Source organism: Pantoea sp. SO10, assembly GCF_005281435.1.
GTDB lineage: Bacteria > Pseudomonadota > Gammaproteobacteria > Enterobacterales > Enterobacteriaceae > Pantoea > Pantoea leporis.
The window spans coordinates 1953201-1974789 of the sequence record NZ_CP040095.1 but is presented as its reverse complement, the minus strand read 5'-3'; the positions used below and the strand labels follow the sequence as shown (position 1 = coordinate 1974789).

The 21589-nt window shown below is 56.3% G+C and carries 22 protein-coding genes; 7 read left to right on the top strand and 15 right to left on the bottom strand.

The window, feature by feature from the left end:
- Window positions 1–39: 39 nt before the first annotated feature.
- Genes FCN45_RS09215 through FCN45_RS09200 form a run of 4 tightly spaced genes read right to left on the bottom strand, consistent with a single transcriptional unit; the run spans window position 40 to window position 3540 of the window.
- Entirely contained in the window at window positions 40–882 is an 843-nt protein-coding gene (locus FCN45_RS09215; RefSeq protein WP_101764478.1) for a class II fructose-bisphosphate aldolase, read from the bottom strand.
- Window positions 869–2242, bottom strand: a complete 1374-nt coding sequence (locus FCN45_RS09210; RefSeq protein ID WP_008110085.1) for a PTS sugar transporter subunit IIC — start codon at window positions 2240–2242, stop codon at window positions 869–871. Before FCN45_RS09210 ends, FCN45_RS09215 begins: the two co-directional genes overlap by 14 nt.
- Complete coding sequence (locus tag FCN45_RS09205; protein WP_008110086.1) at window positions 2235–2549, bottom strand: PTS sugar transporter subunit IIB; 315 nt, start codon at window positions 2547–2549, stop codon at window positions 2235–2237. Before FCN45_RS09205 ends, FCN45_RS09210 begins: the two co-directional genes overlap by 8 nt.
- A gap of 10 nt (window positions 2550–2559) precedes the next feature.
- Entirely contained in the window at window positions 2560–3540 is a 981-nt protein-coding gene (locus FCN45_RS09200) for a 6-phosphofructokinase (RefSeq protein WP_101764479.1), read from the bottom strand.
- 433 nt (window positions 3541–3973) lie between these two features.
- Here FCN45_RS09200 and dld point away from each other — a divergent pair, with 433 nt between their 5' ends.
- From dld to FCN45_RS09185, 3 genes are all read left to right on the top strand, one after another.
- The gene (dld, locus tag FCN45_RS09195) at window positions 3974–5680 is read left to right on the top strand and encodes a D-lactate dehydrogenase (RefSeq protein ID WP_137385730.1); all 1707 of its coding nucleotides are present in this window, start codon (window positions 3974–3976) and stop codon (window positions 5678–5680) included.
- 182 nt (window positions 5681–5862) lie between these two features.
- On the top strand, window positions 5863–6213 hold the full coding sequence (locus FCN45_RS09190; RefSeq protein ID WP_137385729.1) for a type II toxin-antitoxin system RelE/ParE family toxin: 351 nt from the start codon (window positions 5863–5865) through the stop codon (window positions 6211–6213).
- Between the two features lies 1 nt (window position 6214).
- Entirely contained in the window at window positions 6215–6514 is a 300-nt protein-coding gene (locus FCN45_RS09185; RefSeq protein ID WP_137385728.1) for a helix-turn-helix domain-containing protein, read from the top strand.
- Here FCN45_RS09185 and pqqF read toward each other — a convergent pair.
- From pqqF to FCN45_RS09145, 8 genes are all read right to left on the bottom strand, one after another.
- Window positions 6505–8823 (bottom strand): pyrroloquinoline quinone biosynthesis protein PqqF, encoded by a 2319-nt coding sequence (gene pqqF / locus FCN45_RS09180; protein WP_137385727.1) that lies wholly within the window; start codon window positions 8821–8823, stop codon window positions 6505–6507. The genes FCN45_RS09185 and pqqF overlap by 10 nt on opposite strands.
- On the bottom strand, window positions 8823–9962 hold the full coding sequence (gene pqqE, locus FCN45_RS09175; protein WP_137385726.1) for a pyrroloquinoline quinone biosynthesis protein PqqE: 1140 nt from the start codon (window positions 9960–9962) through the stop codon (window positions 8823–8825). Before pqqE ends, pqqF begins: the two co-directional genes overlap by 1 nt.
- Complete coding sequence (gene pqqD / locus FCN45_RS09170; RefSeq protein ID WP_061720121.1) at window positions 9949–10227, bottom strand: pyrroloquinoline quinone biosynthesis peptide chaperone PqqD; 279 nt, start codon at window positions 10225–10227, stop codon at window positions 9949–9951. Before pqqD ends, pqqE begins: the two co-directional genes overlap by 14 nt.
- Before the next feature lie 4 nt (window positions 10228–10231).
- Complete coding sequence (pqqC, locus tag FCN45_RS09165) at window positions 10232–10987, bottom strand: pyrroloquinoline-quinone synthase PqqC (RefSeq protein ID WP_137385725.1); 756 nt, start codon at window positions 10985–10987, stop codon at window positions 10232–10234.
- Window positions 10984–11910: a pyrroloquinoline quinone biosynthesis protein PqqB gene (gene pqqB / locus FCN45_RS09160; protein ID WP_137385724.1), complete on the bottom strand. Its 927-nt coding sequence runs from the start codon at window positions 11908–11910 to the stop codon at window positions 10984–10986. Before pqqB ends, pqqC begins: the two co-directional genes overlap by 4 nt.
- A gap of 55 nt (window positions 11911–11965) precedes the next feature.
- Window positions 11966–12037: a pyrroloquinoline quinone precursor peptide PqqA gene (gene pqqA, locus FCN45_RS09155; RefSeq protein ID WP_002905689.1), complete on the bottom strand. Its 72-nt coding sequence runs from the start codon at window positions 12035–12037 to the stop codon at window positions 11966–11968.
- A gap of 148 nt (window positions 12038–12185) precedes the next feature.
- Window positions 12186–13211: a dipeptidase gene (locus FCN45_RS09150; protein ID WP_137385723.1), complete on the bottom strand. Its 1026-nt coding sequence runs from the start codon at window positions 13209–13211 to the stop codon at window positions 12186–12188.
- A 79-nt stretch (window positions 13212–13290) separates the two neighbouring features.
- Window positions 13291–14223, bottom strand: a complete 933-nt coding sequence (locus tag FCN45_RS09145) for an ABC transporter substrate-binding protein (protein WP_137385722.1) — start codon at window positions 14221–14223, stop codon at window positions 13291–13293.
- Window positions 14224–14545: 322 nt separating this feature from the next.
- Here FCN45_RS09145 and leuA point away from each other — a divergent pair, with 322 nt between their 5' ends.
- Window positions 14546–16231, top strand: a complete 1686-nt coding sequence (gene leuA / locus FCN45_RS09140) for a 2-isopropylmalate synthase (protein WP_137385721.1) — start codon at window positions 14546–14548, stop codon at window positions 16229–16231.
- On the opposite strand, the gene FCN45_RS09135 is transcribed toward leuA, so the two are convergent.
- Both FCN45_RS09135 and FCN45_RS09130 read right to left on the bottom strand, forming a co-directional pair.
- Window positions 16182–16964 (bottom strand): helix-turn-helix transcriptional regulator, encoded by a 783-nt coding sequence (locus tag FCN45_RS09135; RefSeq protein WP_101764486.1) that lies wholly within the window; start codon window positions 16962–16964, stop codon window positions 16182–16184. The genes leuA and FCN45_RS09135 overlap by 50 nt on opposite strands.
- A gap of 1 nt (window position 16965) precedes the next feature.
- Window positions 16966–17919 (bottom strand): NAD(P)-dependent oxidoreductase, encoded by a 954-nt coding sequence (locus FCN45_RS09130; RefSeq protein WP_168197456.1) that lies wholly within the window; start codon window positions 17917–17919, stop codon window positions 16966–16968.
- Between the two features lie 129 nt (window positions 17920–18048).
- On the opposite strand from FCN45_RS09130, the gene pqqU reads away from it, so the two are divergent.
- The 3 genes from pqqU to FCN45_RS09115 all read left to right on the top strand — a co-directional run bounded on the left by pqqU (window position 18049) and on the right by FCN45_RS09115 (window position 20970).
- Window positions 18049–20160 (top strand): TonB-dependent receptor PqqU, encoded by a 2112-nt coding sequence (gene pqqU / locus FCN45_RS09125; RefSeq protein ID WP_210421277.1) that lies wholly within the window; start codon window positions 18049–18051, stop codon window positions 20158–20160.
- Window positions 20161–20293: 133 nt separating this feature from the next.
- On the top strand, window positions 20294–20545 hold the full coding sequence (locus FCN45_RS09120; protein WP_101764487.1) for a type II toxin-antitoxin system prevent-host-death family antitoxin: 252 nt from the start codon (window positions 20294–20296) through the stop codon (window positions 20543–20545).
- The gene (locus tag FCN45_RS09115; RefSeq protein WP_101764488.1) at window positions 20545–20970 is read left to right on the top strand and encodes a type II toxin-antitoxin system VapC family toxin; all 426 of its coding nucleotides are present in this window, start codon (window positions 20545–20547) and stop codon (window positions 20968–20970) included. Before FCN45_RS09120 ends, FCN45_RS09115 begins: the two co-directional genes overlap by 1 nt.
- A 61-nt stretch (window positions 20971–21031) precedes the next feature.
- On the opposite strand, the gene FCN45_RS09110 is transcribed toward FCN45_RS09115, so the two are convergent.
- Window positions 21032–21586, bottom strand: coding sequence for an isochorismatase family protein (locus FCN45_RS09110; protein WP_137385720.1), 555 nt, complete (start codon window positions 21584–21586; stop codon window positions 21032–21034).
- Window positions 21587–21589 lie beyond the last annotated feature (3 nt).

The window sequence follows — 21589 nt, the reverse complement described above, 5'->3', positions numbered from 1 at the left end:
CCGGGCACCTCAGGTTATTACGTCATGAGTAAGTCGGAATTAGCGGAACAGTTGAATCTTTTCTACCAGCACATTGGTCACGGCATCGTTGGCCGGCACAAGGAAATTACGCACGCTGTCGTTGACCTTGCCCTTTTCAAACGTCTGCTTGCAGTTCGCAACCCACTGCACATTCATCTCGGTGCCAACGTTGACTTTCTCAATCCCGCTGCGCACCGCAAGACGCATATCTTCATCGCTGACGCCGGTACCACCGTGCAGCACCAGCGGCGTTTTAGTGGCATCGGTAATTTCCGCCAGGCGCTGATGCTGAATATGGGCTTTACCGGTGTACAAGCCGTGCACCGTGCCGATGGAGATCGCCAGCATATCGACGCCGGTTTCATCGACAAAGCGTTTGGCTTCATCGACGGTGGTAAACGCCGCATCGTTCATTTCCACCTCTTTGCCATCTTCCGACCCGCCAATCGCGCCCAATTCCGCCTCAACCGAAACCGCCAGCGGGCGCGCCATATCAATAACACGGCGCGTATTGGCGATGTTCTCTTCAATCGGTAAATGTGAACCGTCATACATAATTGAACTGAAGCCCGCATCCAGCGCGGTTTGGATTGCGTCTAAATCCGAACAGTGATCGAGGTGCAAACAGGTCGGCACGTTACGGCTTTCCGACAATGAGCGAATCGCATCCACCAATAATTTATGTCCGAGATATTTGGCGGTTCCGGTTGAGATCTGAATCATTAATGGGCTATTCGTTTTCTCCGCTGCTTTAAAAAAGGCGGGCAACATTTCCAGGCAGTGCAAATTAAAGGAACCGAGCGCTTTAAATTCACGTTCTTTAGCCACCTGTAACAGATCGGTAAAGTTATAAAGTTTCATGGAGCTTTTCCTCATGGGATTTAGACTTGGTGGATTTTCCGTTAACAAACCAGGCGATGAGAGTAATAAAGGCAATAAACAGCGCGACGAACAGCCAGTTATTCTGGAATGCATGGCCGAGCACCAGGCCGGTACTGATGACATCCGAATCACTGAAGGTGACGCCAGTAAAACCGTAGCTTTCCAGCATCGGCACCAGAATCGCCGGCAGGAAGGTAATGAACAGACCGTGCACGAAACCGCCGATCATTGCGCCGCGACGCCCACCGAGCGCATTACCGAACACGCCTGCGGTGCCACCGGCAAAGAAGTTAGTCAGCAATCCTGGCAGAATCATCGCCAGACCAAACATCGGGAACACCAGCATGCCAACCACCGAACCCAGCGTGGTGGCGAGGAAGCCGACGATCACCGCGTTCGGGGCGTACGGGAACATCACCGGGCAGTCGAGCGCCGGTTTTGCATCCGGCACCAGACGCATGGCGATACCACGGAAAGCCGGCACCAGTTCGTTCAGCAACAGACGCACGCCGCTATACAGCACGAACACACCGCACACGAACTGAATCGACTGCATAAAGGCGTACATCAGGTAGTTCATGCCGTTGCTGTACTGGCCGATAAATTCCGGACCGGCGGCGACCGCAGGGATCAGATACATCGGCACCATCACCACCGCCATCGACAGATAGGTGTCCTGCAGGAATTTAAAGTTATCGGGCAGTTTGAGATCTTCGGTGGAGCGCGACCCTTTGCCCACCACCTTTGCCACCGCCGCCGTCAGCAGATAGCCAATGGTGCAGAAGTGCCCGAGCGCCACGTCGTCAGAATCGGTGATGCGGCGCACCACCGGTTGGGCCAACGCAGGCATCACCACCGCCATAATGCCGCCAAAAATGCCGCCGGTAAGGATCAGAGGTAAACCTGTCAGCCCCGCTTTATAGCCAATCACCGCACCGATGGTCGCCATCCACAGCAGCGCCTGACCAGTAAGGAAGATGTATTTGAACGGTGTCAGACGCGCAATGATGATGTTGACGATAAAGATCACCAACAGCGTCAGCGCCACTTCTGAACCCAGCTCGCGGTTTGCTAACCCGGCAATGGCGGCAACGTCGGTGATATAACCCTGCATGCCAAAGCCGTGGGTGAAAATGGTGTTCAGGAAGGTCAGCGTACCGACAATAATGTTGATACCGGCCATCATAATTAAGAAACCGAGCAGGGTTTTAAAGGTGCCTTCCACCACCTTGCCCGCCGATTTTTTTTGCAGTAGCAGACCAATCAGGGCAATAAAGGCGATCAGTATCGATGCCTGCCCCAATAAGTCTTTTACCAGGAAGTCGATGACACTATTCATGATTAGCAACCTTTAAGTTACGTTCTTTCATAAACGCCACGATTTTCTCTTCAATTTCTGCTTTGTCGGTCAGCTTATTGAGAATAATCACCCGCTTGATCTGTTCCGGGCTGGCATCGGCATTTAACACATCAGCAAAGGCTTTCTGAGTTAAAATCATGTCGGATTTAAAGGCGTTGGCTTCAGAAATGGTGGTGTGATCAATATCAGCATCAATTTCGAGTTTCTTTAATACTGACTTGGCGCTCATTTCAATCGCAAAGCTTGAACCCAAACCACATCCACAGACACATAATATTTTCAGCATGGCTATTTCCTCACAGAATTTGCAGTTGTTTAGCGAGTTTATAATGATGCCCTTCCGTATCGACCAGGCGTTTTTTCATGCTTATTAAATCAATCGGAATCGGTCGATTACTGCCATTAATAATCACCGCTTTATTGCGCATTCCCGACTGAATACAACGCGCGACTTCACTGGCCATAATGGTGCCCTGATAAATCTCTTCACAAGTAGGATCGCCATTACGCAGGCCATAACCGATAATCGTTTTACGAATACGCACACCAATTAACGGTTCAATTTGTTTAATTAAGGTATCGATAGCGCCCTGAAAGCCCGGCGAATATTCACGGGTATAGCCTTCCGAGCACAAAATTATCACGCTGTTCTGCGCCGCCAGCCGCTGCGTGATGCGTTCCGCCAGCTCCTGCGGTGCAATCTGGCATTCCGGTATCAGCGCGAAATCGGCATTGGATTTGATCGCTGACTGCAAGGTTAATTCACCGCAATAACCACCCAGCAGCTCCACCATAAATACACGACCGGTTAAGGCGCGGCCGGTATTACGTAACTTCGCCACCTCTTTTAACACCTGCTCACAGGCGGTGGAGAAACCGATGCTGTAATCACTGCCAAAGACATCGTTATCGATGGTCATGCCGACGCCAAAACAGTTGACACCAAATTCGCTCAGCGTATGCAGGAATTGTAATGAGCCGTCTCCGCCCGCCATAATTAATACATCGATGCGCAGCGATTTAAGGTGTTTGGCGATCATCTCATATTCCGGGCGAATTAATTTCCTGCTGGTTCGTCCCGATTGCATCACCGGAATAGCGGCGATGGCGTAATCCACTAAATCACGTTGGGATATTTCCTGATGATTGTTTTCCAGCAAACCTGGAATACCACCATTAAATAACACCATTTCCGCTTGAGTTAAGCGCGATATTTGATACACAAAGTTATTAATCCCGGTGACATCGCCACCGCTGATCACCATGCCAATTCTCATTGTCATCATCCTTTATGCTGTGCGTCTGGAATTCATTCTTCCGATTAATCGCATTGTTATTTGCAACGAATGTCACACTTTTGCGATGAATTTCCCGAGTGAGATAATTGACAGCATCCAACAAAGGCTTATTTTTGTGATATAAATCACATGGCATTTTTCACCTTAAAACCTTAATAACAAATAAAATCATAGGTTTATATTTATTTTGCGTAGTAAAATCAGCAGACCAAATAAACGCCCTCTCCGCGATTTTTATTTCGATCTATTTTGTGATTTCCCGCGCATTTTTATTGGTTCCTGCCGGTTATTCCGTAAAGTAAAAAGGGATAATGATTCCGTGCGTTATTTACGCGTCAGGGCCAGTGAATGATTGACTCAGTGCAGCTGCGCTTGTCCAATACCGTGGCAGATAAAGAATAAAGAAGAGAAAATGAGCATGCAGAAGGATATGTTGCGTAAGTTGGCCGCGGTGGTGGGTGACAAACAGTTATTAACCCATGCGGATGATAAAGCCTGGTACATAAAGGGGTTCCGTGTCGGACGCGGTGACGCGCTGGCGGTGGCGGTGGCGTTACCGCAAACCTTGTTGCAGCTGTGGCAAACACTGCAGGTGTGCGTGGCGCACGATGTGATTGTGTTGATGCAGGCGTCAAATACCGGCGTCACCGGCGGCTCAACGCCCGACGGCAATGATTACGACCGCGATATCGTGATCATCAGCACCCGCCAGCTCAAAGGCGTGCAGGTGATCGATCAGGCGCGCCAGGTGATCGCCTTCCCCGGCACCACCTTGACCGAACTGGAGCACACCTTACAGCCACTCGGGCGTGAACCGCACTCGGTTATTGGATCATCCTGCATTGGCGCGTCGGTGGTCGGCGGGATCTGTAATAATTCCGGCGGCTCGCTGATTCGGCGCGGCCCCGCGTTTACCGAAAAATCCCTGTTCGCCCGTATTCATGAGGATGGTCGCCTGGAGATGGTTAATCACCTCGGCATCGAGTTGGGCGACACGCCAGAAGTGATGCTGGCAAATCTCACGCAGCAGCAGTATCAAACCGGCGAGCAAGCCGATTGGCAGGGTAAAATCTGGGCTGATGACTACGCCGACCGCTTACGAGATGTAACCGCGGATTCCCCAGCACGCTTCAATGGCGATCTGCGCTACCTGCACGACAGCTCGGGCAGCGCCGGTAAAGTGGTGGTGTTCGCTGTACGCTTGCCCACCTTCGAAGCCAGCGCCGGCAGCGACACCTTCTACATCGGCACTAACGATGAGAACGTGCTGGTGGCGCTGCGCCGTTTCCTGCTAACCGAAATGAGCGAACTGCCGCTGCAGGCGGAATATATCCATCGCAATGCCTTCGATTTAACCGTGCGCTACGCCAAGCATATGTATCTGGCGATTCGCAAACTGGGCCCGCAGGCCATTCCGCAGATGATGGCCAATAAAGCCAAATGGGATGTGCGCGTCAGCCACCTGAAATTCCTGCCGCGCAATTTTGTTGATCGGGTGCTGCAATTCTTCAACCAATTGACGCCGAGCTTTATCGCGCCGCGCATCATGGATTACCGCAGCGAGTATCAACATCATCTGATGATCAAAGTAGAGTCGCCGCAAACCGCCGAGTTGCAGAGTTTACTGCAGCAATTCTTTGCTGAGCAGCAAGGCGGCTTTTTCCGCTGCGATGCGCGTGAAGCGGCAGATGCGTTTTTGGTGCGTTTCGGCGTGGGCGGCTGCACCATTTCCTACTGCGACGCGCTGGGTTACAACCCCAACGAGCGGCTGGTAGCCTTCGATGTGGCGCTGCGCCGTAATGACGATGCATGGCGTTTGACGCTGCCCGATCATCTGGCGGCGCAGGTACAGGTTGATTCGTGCTGCGGGCACTTCTTCTGCTTCGTCAATCATCAGGATTACGTGCTGAAACCCGGCTACGACGCAAAAGTGTTTAAGGAAGAGGTGAAACGGTATCTGGAACAGCGCGGCGCGAAATATCCCGCCGAGCACAATGTCGGGCACCTTTATCAGGCGTCGTGTGAGCATGTCGCGCACTGGAAACAGCTTGATCCCACCAACAGCTGTAATCCAGGGATTGGTAAAACCAGTAAGAAGAAGTTTTGGCGGGAGATGTAGCAGCGGCAACCAGGTCGCCCTAAATGGCGGTCCTACGAGATTTATGGCGAATTAATTCGCGTACGCTTCGGTTGAAATCGTATTTGTGAGCGAATTTGACTTCACACAATCAATGTCCGGATTGATTTCATAGCCCAAAAGCTATAACTTATCCCATAGCAAATAAGCTATGGGATGGCATTATGTGGGAAATATTAACAACGGATGTTTTTGATCAGTGGTTTGTGGCGCAAAGTGAAGCACTACGTGAAGACGTGTTAGCGGCGATGACGATTTTAGAAGAGATGGGACCACAACTTGGCCGCCCCTATGTCGATACATTAAAGGGTGGCGAATTCCCTAATCTGAAAGAGCTGCGCGTTCAGCACGCCGGTAAGCCCATCAGAGCCTTTTTCGCTTTTGATCCGGTGCGACGCGCTATCGTGTTATGCGCTGGAAATAAGACCGGTTTTAACCAAAAACAATTTTACCGAACGATGATTCGCCTCGCTGAAGTGGAATACTGCAAGCATTTGGCGCGGATGGAGGGATAAGATGGCTACTCTGAAAGAATTAATGCAAAAACAATCACCTGAAAGCCAGCAGCGCATCGCTGTGAAAGTCGAAATATTGCGCCAGGAGATTGCTTTAAGCCAGTTACGCGAAGAGCTCAACCTTTCGCAAACCGAACTGGCACGCACTATCGGCGTCTCGCAGCCCACGCTGGCAAAGATGGAAAATCCAGGCAACGATCCGCGCCTGTCCACATTGAAACGTTACGTCGCGGCATTGGGTGGCGAACTTCGTATCGACGTGACACTGCCCAACGGCAAAACCATCGCCTTTCAGCTTTGATTGACCAAAATCAACCAGCGATGCCGTTCGCGCAGCAGAAGCTGATGCAGTTGCTCGAGTTGCTGCAGCGTTAGTGCCTGAATAGCCGCGCGATTGAGAGTGGCCAGGCCGTGCTGCTGGCGCAGGGTTTCGAGTGCGGCATCGCCATTGTCTTTGCTTGCGCATTGCGTCATTAAGCTCGCCTGCCATGCCGCCAGCTTTTGCGGCGAAATTGCCGCGATCTCGGCTGCCATCTCACGCATAAAGCGTTTGCAATGACCCAGCAGCGCGCGCCAGGAGATATCCGGTGATTGCAGCGCCAGCATCAAGCCATCCACATCCGCCACCCGCTGATAGCGCGCCGACACCACATAGCCAATTTGCTGATCCACGCGCAACCGCTGGAAGAAGCGCGTTTCCAGCATCAGCGCCAGCACGCCTAAAGCGGCCAGGCTGGCATCGTCGGCCTGCGGTAACGGCATAAACAGCAGCAGCGCCTGATCGCGCCCGTCGCAGGCGATGGGCACGATGCCGTGTTGCAGTCGTGCCGGCGGCGTGTCGCGCGCCAGATCCGGCGTAAAATCGCTGAGCAGATGCGCCACGCGCTGGCTTAATGCGGTATTGGTGCCGCACCATGCCGCCAGCCATTGTGGCGCGGGTAATGGCTTGATCAAGCGAGTGGGCAAAGCGGCAAGCAATTGATGAATCACAATCGAAGGGGTATTCGCTGCGGGTTGCGCCAGCACCTGCGTGTTCAGCGCCTGTATTGCCTGATGCACGCTAAACAACGCGCGATCGGCGGATGCGGGCAGATTGAGCAGCAGCTGCCAGCTTGCATGCGTCTGTTGCCAGCTGCCGTTGCCACCCGCGTGGCGCAATTCCGCCAGCAACGGGCGTAACTGGCGCTGCCGCGACTGCGCGTCTTCGTCACTCAAGGTGTGATAAAACGCCGGACGCAGCAGCAGCGTTTCAACCTGTTTTACCGGTGCAATCAGCGGCAACGACTGCGCCACGGGCGGGAGACGAGGGAGCGGAACAGCGGCTGAAGCAGGATAGAAGTGAAACGCTGCGGGTTCGGTCGCAGCCAACGACGGCGGCAGCCACTCGGCCAGCTGCAAGGTGAAGCCCTGCGTGTGATGCGGTGCGCCGTCAATCTGTTGCTGCGTGAGCAGACGCGTGCGCGGACAATCTGGCAACGCTGCGGCAAAATCGGGGAAGTTGTCTGGCAGCGCGCAGCCCGGCGCGAAGCCCAACGCCCGGCCGCGCAACTGTTCCAGCGGCGACAAGGCCGCAAAATCCTGCTGCGCGAGCTGTGCGTAGTGCTGCAGCTGAAGCGCCGTACATTCAGCTAACGCAGCCAGATGCTGCCAAACGCGTTGCTCAATCTGTTGCGCCTGCGCCGGGGAAATGCGCCTGGCGCTAAAGCGCAGCGCCAGTAACGCTTGTTGCTCATCTTGCCATAACCAATGCGCATCAAAGGTTTCGCATAACGCCTCAGCGCGCAACTGCGCCAGCAAGCTGCCGGGCGCGTCGTCCTGCCAGAATGCTGTTAATAAGGTGACATTGTCACGCACGGTCTGCTCATCGCCCGCCACCAACATCGTCAGCCAGAAATTTTCTTCACCGGCTAATTGCAGTAAACGATCCCCGGGCAGCAGCGAAGGTTTAACAGCCACAGCGCGTTCTCCGCCCGCCAGCAAACTGTCACCATAGCGCATCGCTAGCTGTGTTAGTTCATCAAGCGATTGCGGCCCTTGCAGCCAAAGTTCCATATTTTCAGCGCGATAGAAACGGCGATGAAAATCGCGTAGTGCGGATTGTAACTCCGTGACGTTGTCACCAAATGCTAACCTACTGCCGACGCGGAAGCGCTGGAAACGTCCCGGCAACTTATCCAGCACGGCAGCTTCACTCAGCGTGTCGGCATGGTTTTGCAGCAGTTGATACTCAGCCTCAATTACCGCCGCTTCCTGCTGAATGGCCTGCGCCGTCAGCAACGGTGCCGCTAACATGTCACACAGCCGCTGCACGCCCGCTGACAACGCTGCGGCTGGGAGCTGAAAGAAATAGGCGCTGCGGCTCAACTGCGTGGTGGCGTTCACCTGGCCGCCCTGCTGCTGCAGCCACGGCATCAGGCGATCGTCGCCGTGAAAAGCTTCGCTGCCGCAAAACAGCAGATGTTCCAGCAGATGTGCCAAACCCGGCCAGCGATCCGCTTCATCCAGACTGCCGGCCTGCACGCGCATCAGCGCCGCCGCCTCACGCGCGTCGGGCTGATGATAAAGATGGCAGCGCAGGCCGTTGGCGAGCGTGAGCTGGCGCGCGTGCATCAGGTGACGCGCTGCTTAAAGATCAGTTCGGAGTTACTGCGATTGCGGAACTGCAGCTGCTGGATTTTGATGTCGCTGCAGTTGGCTTCGCGCCGTGCTTCGAGGATCTTGCCGTGATGCGGCGATTTGCTGCACACCGGATCGGTGTTATCGGCATCGCCGGTCAGCATAAAGGCCTGACAGCGACAGCCGCCAAAGTCTTTCTCTTTCTCATCGCAGGAGCGACAGGGTTCCGGCATCCAGTCAAAGCCGCGATAGCGGTTAAAACCAAACGAGTTGTACCAGATATCGTCCAGCGTGCGCTCCAGCACCGACGGGAACGCAACCGGCAGCTGACGCGCGCTGTGGCACGGCAACGCGGTGCCGTCAGGCGTGACGCTGAGGAAGATCGATCCCCATCCGCCCATGCAGGGTTTCGGCCGCTCTTCGTAGTAATCCGGCGTCACGAACAGCAGATTGGTGAGATTGCCGCTGGCGCCCATGCGCTGACGATAATCGGCCACCACCGCTTCGGCGTTGGCGATCTGCTCGCGCGTCGGCAGCAATCCTTCACGATTGAGCTGCGCCCAGCCATAGAATTGGCAAGTCGCCAGCTCGACATCGTCGGCTTCCAGTTCGATACAGAAATCGATGATTTTGTCGATCTGGTCGATGTTATGGCGATGCAGCACGAAATTCAGCACCATCGGATAGCCGTGCGCTTTCACCGCTTTCGCCATCTCCAGCTTCTGCTGGAAGGCCTTTTTTGACCCGGCCAGCGCCGCGTTCAGCGTTTCATCGCTGGCCTGGAAGCTGATCTGGATATGATCGAGTCCGGCGTCGGCAAAGGCATCGAGTTTTTTCGCCGTCAGGCCGATGCCGGAAGTGATCAGGTTGGTGTAGAAACCGAGATCGCGCGCGGCGCGGATCAGCTCCGGCAGGTCTTTACGGGTTAGTGGTTCGCCGCCGGAAAAACCGAGCTGCACGCTGCCCATGGCGCGCGCCTGACGAAACACCTCAATCCACTGTTCGGTGGTCAGCTCTTTCTCCTGCTGGGAAAAATCCAGCGGATTGGAGCAATACGGACACTGCAGCGGGCAGCGATAGGTCAGTTCTGCCAGCAGCCACAGCGGTGGCGTCACGCTTTTACTCGGGTTCACGACACTGTATCCATTTTTGTTCGATGGCGGATTGCAGGAACTCTTTGACGTCGTCGCCGACGCCGCCCGCGTCCGGAAAACGCGCATCCAGCGTGGCAACGATCGCCGCCACATCCTGTTTGCCATCCACCAGTTCGAGGATCGCCACGGCGGTCTCGTTCAGTTTGGCCATGCCTTCCGGATAGAGCACCACATGGCTATCCTGCGCCGCTTCCCACTGCATACGGTAGCCGCGACGGAAAGCCGGAATCACATTATCTTTCATGTTGTTATACCAGTCTTGTGCTGTGCCAGGACACCTGATCGGTGACCGTATGATAAGGCGGACGTTGCAGCGCATACGCCATGGTCATGGCATCGAGCATGGTCCAGAGAATATCGAGTTTAAACTGCAGGATCTCCAGCATGCGGTTCTGCTGCTCGGCGCGGGTAAACACCTCAAGCGCCAGCGCCAGCCCATGCTCCACATCGCGGTTCGCCTGGCTCAAACGGCTACGGAAGTAGAAATAGCCTTCCTCTTTGATCCACGGATAGTGCTGCGGCCAGCTGTCGAGGCGCGACTGATGAATCTGCGGCGCAAACAGCTCGGTGAGCGAGCTACAGGCCGCTTCCTGCCAGTTAGCACGGCGCGCGAAGTTCACGTAGGCGTCAACCGCAAAACGCACGCCCGGCAGCACCAGCTTCTCTGACAGCAACACGTCACGATCCAGCCCCACCGCCTCACCCAACTGCAGCCAGGCTTCAATCCCGCCTTCGTGACCGTTGCTGCCGTCGTGATCGAGGATGCGCTGTACCCATTTACGCCGCGTCGCCGCATCCGGGCAATTCGCCATGATCGCCGCATCTTTCAGCGGAATATTGGTTTGATAGTAGAAGCGGTTCGCCACCCAACCCTGAATCTGCTCGCGCGTCGCCTCGCCATTGTGCATGGCAATGTGATACGGGTGATGTATGTGGTAGAACGCGCCTTTATCGCGCAGCGCCTGCTCAAACGCGGCGGGCGATAATGCTTCGGTGATGATCACGATGCAAACTCCTGCAGATGAATCGCCATGCCATCCCAACTCACTTCAATGCCCTGCTGCGTCAAATAGGCGCGCTGCGGCGATTGCTCATTAAGGATCGGATTGGTGTTGTTAATGTGAATCAAAATCTTGCGTTTGGCCGGCAGCGCAGCCAGCAACGCCATTAAACCTTGTTCTTCGGCCAGCGCTAAGTGGCCCATCGCTTTGCCGGTATTTTTGCCAACGCCGGTGGCGAGCAGCTCGTCGTCCTGCCACACCGTGCCATCAATCAACAGGCAATCGGCTTTTTTCAGCCACGGCATGATCACCGCATCCGGCTCGCCGAGCCCCGGCGCGTAGAGCAGCGTTTGGCCGTTGGCGGTGTTTTCAATGAACAGCGCCACGTTGTGGCCCGGCAGCGGGCGATCGCGATACGGCGAATACGGCGGCGCGTTGCTGAGAATCGGAATCGCGGTGAACTGCAAACTGTGGCAGACATCGACGCGGAACGGCTCCAGCGGCGTTAACGCATGATGCTGCAAGCCGCCATTCCAGTGCTGCAACATGGTGAAAATCGGGAAACCGCTGGTAAGATCGCCATGCACTTCCGGCGTGCACCACACCTGATGCGGACAGCCTTCGCGCAGGCTCAACAAGCCGGTGGTGTGATCGATTTGGCTGTCGGTGAGAATGATGCTGCCAATCGCCGTGCCGCGCAGCACACCCTTTTTGATCAGTTCTGGCGTGTGGGCAATTTGCTGGCTGATGTCCGGCGAGGCGTTGCACAGCACCCAATCTTCACCGTTGTCGCTGACAATGATCGAAGATTGGGTGCGCGCCTGCGCCTGAATGCTGCCGTTACGCAGGCCGCTGCAATTGGCGCAGTTACAGTTCCACTGCGGGAAGCCGCCGCCCGCCGCTGAACCGAGGACTTTAATAAACATGAACGTTGACCAGAGAGAGAAAACAAAATGCCCGCACGAACGGCGGGCAGAAGTCTTAGCGGTTGGAGATGTACAGAGTCACTTCCAGGCCCAGACGCAGGTCAATAAACGCAGGTTTTTTCCACATAATGGTCTTCCTCATAAAGCAAAAACGCAGAGAAATCTCTGCTGAAGAGGATTGCGGCTGTGACTTAGATCACATCGCAATCCGTACGCGCGCAGATGTTGCGCCAATGTAGCGAGCAGATCAACCCTGATTCGGTAAGGGAATGGTGCTAATCCTGCCAAATTTGTTGCAACACGCGCTGCCAGTTGCCCCATGCGAGCTGCTCAAGTGCTGTTTGATCGTAGTCGAACGAACGCAACAACGCATAAAGATGCGGTAATCCGCTCACATCTTTCAGCGCCTCAGGCACGCTGATGCCATCAAAATCGGAGCCCAGCGCCACATGATCGCGGCCCATTATCGCGATCAGGTGCTCAACATGTTTAACAATTTCGATCAATGCGGTGTCGCTGTCGCGTTTTCCGTCGCTGCGCAGAAAAGCGTTGCCAAAATTCACGCCCACCACGCCGCCGCTGTCGCGAATGGCGCGCAGCTGATCGTCGGTGAGATTACGCGGCTGCGCGCAGAGCGCGTGCGCATTGGAGTGCGTCGCCACCAGTGGCGCGGTTGACAGGCGTGCGGTGTCCCAGAAGGCTTTCTCGTTCATGTGCGACATATCGATCAGCATGCGATGGCGATTGGCAGCGGCGATCAGCTGCTCACCTTGTTCGGTCAAACCTGGCCCGCTGTCCGGTGAGTTGGGGAATGATCCGCTGACACCTTCGCCAAAGCGATTGGGCAGATTCCAGAACGGCCCGATGCTGCGCACGCCCGCCTGGTAAAACGCATCAAGCGCTTCACCCTCGCCATCAAACCCGTCTGCGCCTTCAATATGCGCCACCAGCGCCAGCACACCGTCCGCGCGACAGGCGGCAATATCGGCGGTGTTAAGGCATAACCGCGCCCGCCCATCAGATTGCGCCGCCAGCGTTTTCAGGATGTCGAGTTGCTGCCACAGAATCGCCAGCGGTTCGAGATTTTCCTCCGCTCGCTGCGGCGCGACCTCTTTGACATAGCGCGCTGGCGGCACGAACATCGCGAACAGCCCACCGGCAAAACCGCCCTGCTGCATGCGTGGAAAATCCAGATGGCCCTTTTCGATGCCGTGAAAAAAGGCCTGCGCCGGATCCTCGCGATGATGCAGCCACAGATTGAGAAGCAGGTCGTTATGACCGTCGAAGGTTTTTAGCAACATGAGGGGGTTCTTTGACGAAACAACATGGCGCCATGCTACGCGCGCGCTGCTGTTTCGCCAAATGCGGGCGCACAAAGGGTTAGTTCTGCGCAACCTTTAAGCCGTGATAAAAAGTCGGTTTCACATCAAGATGCTGCTGGATCAAACCGTATTTCTGGTAGAAATCGGCGGTCTCCTGCTGCTGGGCGATGGTGGCATCATCAATGCTTTGCCAGTGCGATTTGCGGCGTGAGAAGGATTTCGCCGCCGCCTCTTTCGGGAAACCGATGATTTTTGCCAGCGTGGTCGAGTACTCATCGACATGGCTGTTGGCCCAGCGATCGGCGGCGGCTAAGCGATTGACGTAATCCTGCAGCGCCGCGCGTTTGGCTTCATCGTTTAGCGCGGCGTCGGTGGCCGCGAGGAAGCTGTTGCCGCTGGACAGGCCAACGCCGTTCACCAGCACGCGTCCGGTGTGGGTCACTTCTGCCAGCGCGGTATAAGGATCCCACGTTGACCAGGCATCCACCGAACCGTTTGCCAGCGCGATGCGCGCATCCGCAGGCGTTAAGAAGCGCCAGTTAACCTCTTTATCGCTGACGCCCGCTTGCTCCAGCGCTTTGAGCGCCTCAAAGTGACCAATCGATCCGCGTCCGGTAGCGATGCTTTTGCCCTTTAACTCAGCAACGGTTTTGATGGGTGAATCCGGGCTGACCAGCACCGCCAATCCTTCGGGCACCGATTTGCTCACCGCCACCGCTTTCACCTGCGAACCGGCCGCCAGCGAGAACAGCAGCGGCGCATCGCCGATAATACCGGCATCCACCGCACCGGCATTCAGCGCTTCCGCCAGCGGTGCCGCCGCCGGGAACTCGGCCCATTCGATTTTATAATTGAGGTTGTTCAACTGCTGCGCCGCTTCCATTTCGGCGTGCATATTTCCCTTTTGATCGGCAATGCGCAGCGTCACGGTTTCTGCCGCCGCCGCGCCGCTGGCTGTCACGATTAATAGTGCCAAAGCTGCTCTTTTCATTGTGTTTTATCTCATCGCGCAAAACCCCAGCCTAACCCGGGCGCGCCAAATGACCGATGCCGATTTCGCATGAGATATGCCGCGTGGCGCATAAAGACTATGCATGCAATCACCGCAATTATCGTAGCGGCGCAATTTATTGCGCAATGTCGTGAGGAGCGCGGTGTCGCCTGAAAAATGCGCGATTAATCGCGCCGCTACAGAGTGTGCGCGCAAGAGTCTGAACCCGGTTGTCACTTTTGCGCGAGTGGTTGTCAGCAATGCGCGAGCCGCGCCGCGCGATGCTGGGCGAGACTGAACGCCACATTACAAGGAGATCGTTATGCTCACGCAACCCGCTGCAAAATACCGCCCGTTTCCGGTTATCGACTTACCCGATCGTCAGTGGCCCTCGCGCCAGCTGACGCAGGCACCGCGCTGGCTCTCTACCGACTTACGCGACGGCAATCAGGCGCTGGCGACACCAATGGACAGCGCGCGCAAGCTGGAGTTCTGGCAACTGCTGCTGCGCTGTGGCTTTAAGGAGATTGAGGTGGCGTTTCCGGCGGCATCGCAGACCGATTTTGATTTTGTCCGTTTGCTGATTGAGCAGAAGCACATTCCAGACGATGTGGCGATTCAGGTGTTGACCCAGGCGCGCAGCGATCTGATTGATCGCACCTTCGACGCGCTGCGTGGCGCACCGAACGCCATTATTCATCTCTACAACGCCACCGCGCCGCTGTTCCGCGAGCGCGTGTTCCGCCAGAGCAAAGCCGAAATTATCGAACTGGCCTGCGCCGGTGCGCGTCAAATTCGTGCCCGCTGCGAAGCGCAAAAGGATACCGCGTGGACCTTCGAGTATTCGCCAGAAACCTTCTGCTTTACCGAACCGGAGTTTGCGCTGGAGATTTGCGAAGCGGTGGCGGCGATTTGGCAGCCGGGCCCGGTGCGTCCAATGATCATCAACCTGCCCGCGACCGTCGAAGTGAACACGCCGAACGTCTATGCCGATCAGATTGAGGTTTTCTGTCGCCACTTCAGCCAGCGATCGCAGGTTGCGATCAGCGTGCATCCGCATAACGATCGCGGTACCGGCATCGCCTGCGCCGAGCTGGCGCTGCTGGCGGGTGCCGATCGCGTGGAAGGCTGCTTGTTTGGCAACGGCGAGCGCACCGGCAACGTCGATATCGTTACGCTGGCGCTCAATCTCTACACTCAGGGCATCGCGCCGCAGCTCGATTTCAGCGATATCCAGCAGGTGCTGGAAGTGGTGACGCGCTGCAACCAGCTGCCAGTGCATCCGCGTCATCCGTATGCCGGTGAACTGGTGTTTACCGCCTTCTCCGGTTCGCATCAGGATGCGATACGCAAAGGCTTTGCCGCCCGTGCTGAGCGTGAAGAAGCAATCTGGCAGATGCCGTATCTGCCGCTCGATCCGCTGGATATCGGCTGCAGCTACGAAGCGGTGATCCGCGTTAACAGTCAATCGGGTAAAGGCGGCGCCGCCTGGCTGCTGGAGCAGAATCACGGTCTGCAGCTGCCGCGCGGCTTGCAGCAGGATTTCAGCCGTCTGGTGCAACAGCAAACCGACCAGCACGGTCAGGAGATGACCCATCACGCGCTGTGGCAGTTGTTTTGTCAGCATTACGGCTTAACGCAGCCCGTGCGTTGTTTGCTGGAAGCGGAAAGTCACAGCGACGATAAAGGCGAAACGCGCCTCAAGGCGCGGCTGCAACAGGGCGCGCAGCAGTTGATGCTGGAAGGTAAAGGCAACGGCTTGCTCTCAGCCGCCGTTGCCGCGCTGCGTCAGCGCTATGACGTAATCATCACCATTGAGGATTATCACGAACACACGCTGGGCAAACGCAGCGACAGTCGTTCGGTGACCTATATCAGCTGCATTAATGCACGCGGTGAACGCGCGTGGGGCGTGGGCATTGATAATGATGTGGCGCGCGCTTCACTGCAGGCGCTGCTCAACGCAGCGCACGCTTTTCTGCCGCAGGAAAGTAGTTCGCTGGCGTGACGCCGAGCACGCGGCGAAACATCGCGCTGAAGGCACTCGGGCTGTCATAACCGAGATCGAGCGCCACCGTCAGCACGCTATCGCCCTGCGCTAAGCGGGTTAACGCCACGCTCAGTCGCGCGCGGCGTACCCAGTCGCTGAATTGTAACCCGGTTTCGCGACTGAAATGGCGCGCCAGCGTGCGTTCGGCCACGCAAAGTTGCGTGGCGGCGCGAGCCAGCGTCCAGTTTTCGCCGGGCGCTTGCTGGATCTGCTGGCACAAACTCAGCAGCCGCTCGCTCTCCGGCAGCGGCAGACCAAACGGCAGCACATCCATCACGCGGATCTCATCGAGGATCAGCTCGTAAATCCGCTCGGCGCGGCTGCCGGGAACGTACTGTTCCGGCAGCGCCAGCGCGCTGACAATCAACTCACGCAGCAGCGGCGAAATCTGCACCACCTGACAACTGGCGGGCAGATCGGCGCGCGCCAGCGGATCCACAAACAGCGTGCGTGCGGCCACCGCGCCAACAATGTGCAGCGCGTGACGCGTCCCCGCCGGCAGCCAGACGCCGCGACTCGGCGGCACAATCCAGCTGCCGTGCTGCGTTTCCACTTTCACCACGCCGCTCAGCGTGTGGATCAGCTGGGCGCAAGCGTGGTGATGCCACGGCTCCGCGTCGCCATGCGCATAATCGTGCGCATAGGGCACCAGCGGACGATAGGCGAAGTCGAAGTTGAGCCGCGCACTCATGTTAGCGTTTCAGATATTGATAAACTGCCGCCAGATCCTGCTCGCCGTAACCGGCATCTACCGCTTGCTGCCAGACATCGACGATGTTTTCCAGCGCCGGCAGTTTGCTATCGCCCGCCGCATCCAGCGCCAGTTTGGCGTCTTTCAGCGCCCACACCAGATGCATCTGCGGCGTGAAATCACCGCTGGCAATCATGCCAAGTTTCATTTTGGCGTACGGCGCCGCCAGCGGACCGCCATCCAGCACTTTCCACAGATCGTCGGTGCTGAAACCAAACTCTTCCGCCAGACGCGTACTTTCCGCCAGGCTCTGCATCAGACCAATCAGCCAGCTATTCACCACCAGCTTCATGCGCGAACTGGCGCCCGCCTCGCCCAGCCATTGCGTGCCTTTACCGATCGCGGCGAACACCTGCTCGGCGGCCTGCGCGTTGCTCTGATCGCCGCTGGCCATCACCAGGATTTGCGCATTCTCTGCTGGCGCTTTGGTGCCGGAAACCGGTGCATCGATAAACACCACGTCCGGACGCGTGCTTTTGAATTGCGCGATCAGTTGATCGGTGGCGGCCACGCCGATGGTGCCCATCTGGCAAATTGTCGCACCCTGCTTGAGCGCGGAGCTGGCGTCGTTCAGCGCCTGACGCGTGGTATCGCCGTCGGCCAGCATGGCGATCACCACATCCGCGCCACTCACCGCTTGTGCAGCGCTGTCGGCCAGCGTGATGCCTGCATCCAGCAGATCTTCGCCTTTGGCACGCGTGCGGTTCCAGCCGCGCACCGTGAAGCCTTTTTTCAACAGGTTAGCGGCAAACGCATGCCCCATCGCGCCCAATCCCAGTACCGCGACCACAGGTTGTTGACTCATCATTCCCTCTCTTTTGTGCCTTAAGACAAAACCGCCAGACTGACAGAATTTCCCTGTCGCAGCCAGGCCAGAGATGCGATGAAAAAACATTTTCAACGCCGCAATGATGAATAATCCGTCATACTATTTACGCTTTTCAAACAAATGATAAAACGATTAACATACGCGCCATTAATGTTCCATTCGGTACATTCCACGCCCTTTTTACGGTCTTTCATAATGAAAATAGCTTTACTGCGACAGGCTTCGCTGCTGATGCTGCCTGCGATGTTACCGGTCTCGGCGCTGGCGGCAAACGCGGCCAGCAACACCATGGTGGTGAGCGCGGCGCCGTCCGCTTCGGGCCTTTCTGAACTCGACACGCCAGCGGCGGTTAGCGTGGTGTCCGGCGACGATATGCGCCATGCGGCACCGCGCGTCAATTTGTCAGAGAACCTCAGCAGCGTGCCGGGTTTACAGATACAAAATCGTCAAAATTATGCCCAGGACCTGCAGATTTCGGTGCGCGGTTTTGGTTCGCGTTCCACCTTTGGCCTGCGCGGCATTCGTATGTACGTCGACGGGATCCCCGCCACCATGCCCGACGGCCAGGGACAAACTTCCAACATCGATATCGGCTCCATCGATCACATCGATGTGCTGCGCGGCCCCTTCTCGGCGCTGTACGGCAACTCGTCGGGCGGTGTGATTAACGTTGAAACCAAAACCGGACAGCAACCCACCACGCTGGAAGCCAGCAGCTGGTACGGCAGTTACGGCAGCTGGCGCAACAGCGTTAAAGCCAGCGGTGCAACCGGCGACGGTACGCAAGCCGGCGACGTCAACTACACGGTTTCCGCCTCGCGTTTTACCACGCACGGCTTCCGCGATCACAGCTCGGCGCAAAAAAACCTCGGCAACGCCAAACTCGGCGTGCGCATCGACGATGTCAGCACCCTGACGCTGTTGTTCAACAGCGCGCACGTTGAAGCGCAGGACCCGGGCGGTTTGACCGCTGAGCAGTGGAAAAATAATCCCCGCCAGGTCGCCAGCAACGTGAGCTTGTACGACGCGCGTAAAACCGTCGATCAGACGCAAGCAGGCCTACACTATCAGCGCCAGATGAGTGAGAACGATGACCTGAGCGTGATGATGTACGCGGGTGAACGTGAAACCACGCAGTATCAATCCATTCCTAAAGCCACCCAGCTGCGCGCAGGTTATCCCGGCGGCGTGATCGCTTTGTCGCGTCATTATCAGGGCATTGATACCCGCTGGACGCACCGCGACGCGCTGTTCACCATTCCGGTAACCTTCACTGGCGGGCTCGACTATGAAACCATGACTGAGAAGCGTAAAGGTTATCAAAACTTTAACGGCGACGAGTTGGGCGTACAGGGCGAGATGCGTCGTAATGAACGCAACCTGATGTGGAACCTCGATCCTTATCTGCAAACCGCGTGGCAGCTAACCGATAAACTGTCACTGGATGCCGGCGTGCGTTTCAGCACGGTGAATTTCGACTCCAATGACTATTACGTCACCGACAGCGATCCCGATGACAGCGGCAATCGTCGCTATCACCGCTGGTTGCCTGCCGCTGCGCTGAATTACGCCATTGATAACAGCTGGAACGCCTACGTTTCTGCTGGTCGCGGCTTCGAAACGCCGACGCTGAATGAGTTGTCCTATCGCGCCGCCGATCAGGCCGGGCTGAATCTCAACCTGCAACCTGCCACCAGCGAAACGGTTGAACTGGGCAGTAAAAAACGCATCGGCAACGGACTGTTAACGGCGGCGATTTTCCAGACTGACACCAAAAACGAGATCGTTTCTGACAGCAGCTTTGAAGGCCGCACCAGCTACAAAAACGCCGGTGAAACCCGCCGTCGTGGATTGGAGCTGGGCCTCGACCAGCAATTCGGCGAGAGCTGGCGCTTCAAAGCCGCATGGACCTTGCTGGATGCCCGCTACCGCTCTAACGCCTGCGGCACCGAAAGCTGCGACGGCAACCGCATTCCCGGCATTGCCCGTAACATGGCTTACGCCGGACTGGCTTACGCGCCCGACCAAGGCTGGTATGCCGGAACCGATGTGCGCTACCTGAGCGATATCGCGGCGGATGATGAGAATGACGTGAAAGCGCCGTCTTATACCGTGGTCGGCGTGAACAGCGGTTATAAATGGCTGGTGCAGAACTGGACGTTGGATCTATTTGGCCGCGTCGATAACCTGTTTGACCGCAACTACATCGGTTCGGTGATCGTGAATGAAAGCAACGGTCGCTATTACGAACCGGCGCCGGGTCGCAATTACAGCGTGGGCCTGACGGTGAGTTATGCGTTTCAGTAAATAAACGCGTTGGATAGATGATATTAAAGCCCTGCAAGCCGCTTGCGGGGCTTTTTATTGGTTGAATATTGTCCAGCACGGCATATTGCTTTATAGTTATGTAGCAACATCTCTACATATCATGGAGGTCGTGATGACAGTGACGAGAATCAGCAGTCGAGCTTTTAATCAGGAGGTATCCCGTGCCAAGAAAGCCGCCGAGGAAGGCCCGGTTTATATTACTGACCGTGGCAATCCTGCACATGTTTTACTGACATTTGAAGCGTATAAAAAACTCACGGGTTCAAACCGAAGCATCGTAGATTCACTCGCAATGCCGGACGGCGTAGATATCGATTTTGAACCAGAACGTGCGACCATAATCAACAGGGATGTGGAGTTCTAATGCGCTATTTGCTGGATACCAATGTTATTTCAGAATTACGTAAGGCAGGGACGCCTAAAGCCAATCCTCAGGTGATTGCCTGGGCTAAAAGCATTGATGCTGAAGAGATGTTTATTTCAGCATTAACGCTGATGGAAATTGAAAAAGGTATCCTTAAGTTCGCCCGTAAAGACCCTCAGCAAGCTCATCATTTACAGCGCTGGTATCAAGAGCAGGTTCTGACAGAATTTGCCTGGCGCACACTTTCAATTGATAGCAGCGTGGCCCGTCTTTGCGCTCAGCTGCATATTCCTGATGAACGCCCACATACCGACGCGCTGATCGCGGCGACAGCGATTCATCACGAGCTGATTCTGGTCACGCGTAACGTACGGGATTTTGATACCACTGGCGTGATGTTGCTGAATCCATGGCAGGAACGGTAGGCTCGCCATTCATGGCGACCTGAAAGCCAGGTGCGCATGAATGCGCACCTTACGATGAACCTTACTTCAACAACGCCAGCACATCATCGGTGGTGCCGGTTTCGCCCAGGCGCGGGAAAATGCGCTCGACGCTGTTTTTATGCGTTTCGGCATTCAGGCAGGTCATGGCGTCGGTTGCCAACGTGACGTTGTAACCCAGCTCATACGCCTGACGCGCCGTGGATTCCACGCCGATGCTGGTGGCGATGCCGCAAACTACAACTTGTGTGATGCCGCGCTGCTGCAGCTGCTCGTGCAGATCCGTGTTGTGGAATGCGCCCCAGGTTTTTTTGGTAACGATGATGTCGCCGCGCTGCTGCGCCAGGTCCGGCACCAACGTCGCCCAATCGGCTGGCAAATCGCCAGCGTGTTTCGGCTGCTCATTACGGCCAGGCGCGCCGCCCGCAACGTTGACCAGCACCACTGGGCGCTTTTTCCCACGGAATGCATCGGCCAGACGCGCTGAGCGCTCAATCACTTCATGCGCCTCTAACGGTGCGACCGGCAGCGCAACAATGCCGTTTTGCAGGTCAATCACAATCAGCGCGGTGTTGTCGTCAAGGGTAGTTAAAGCCATGTT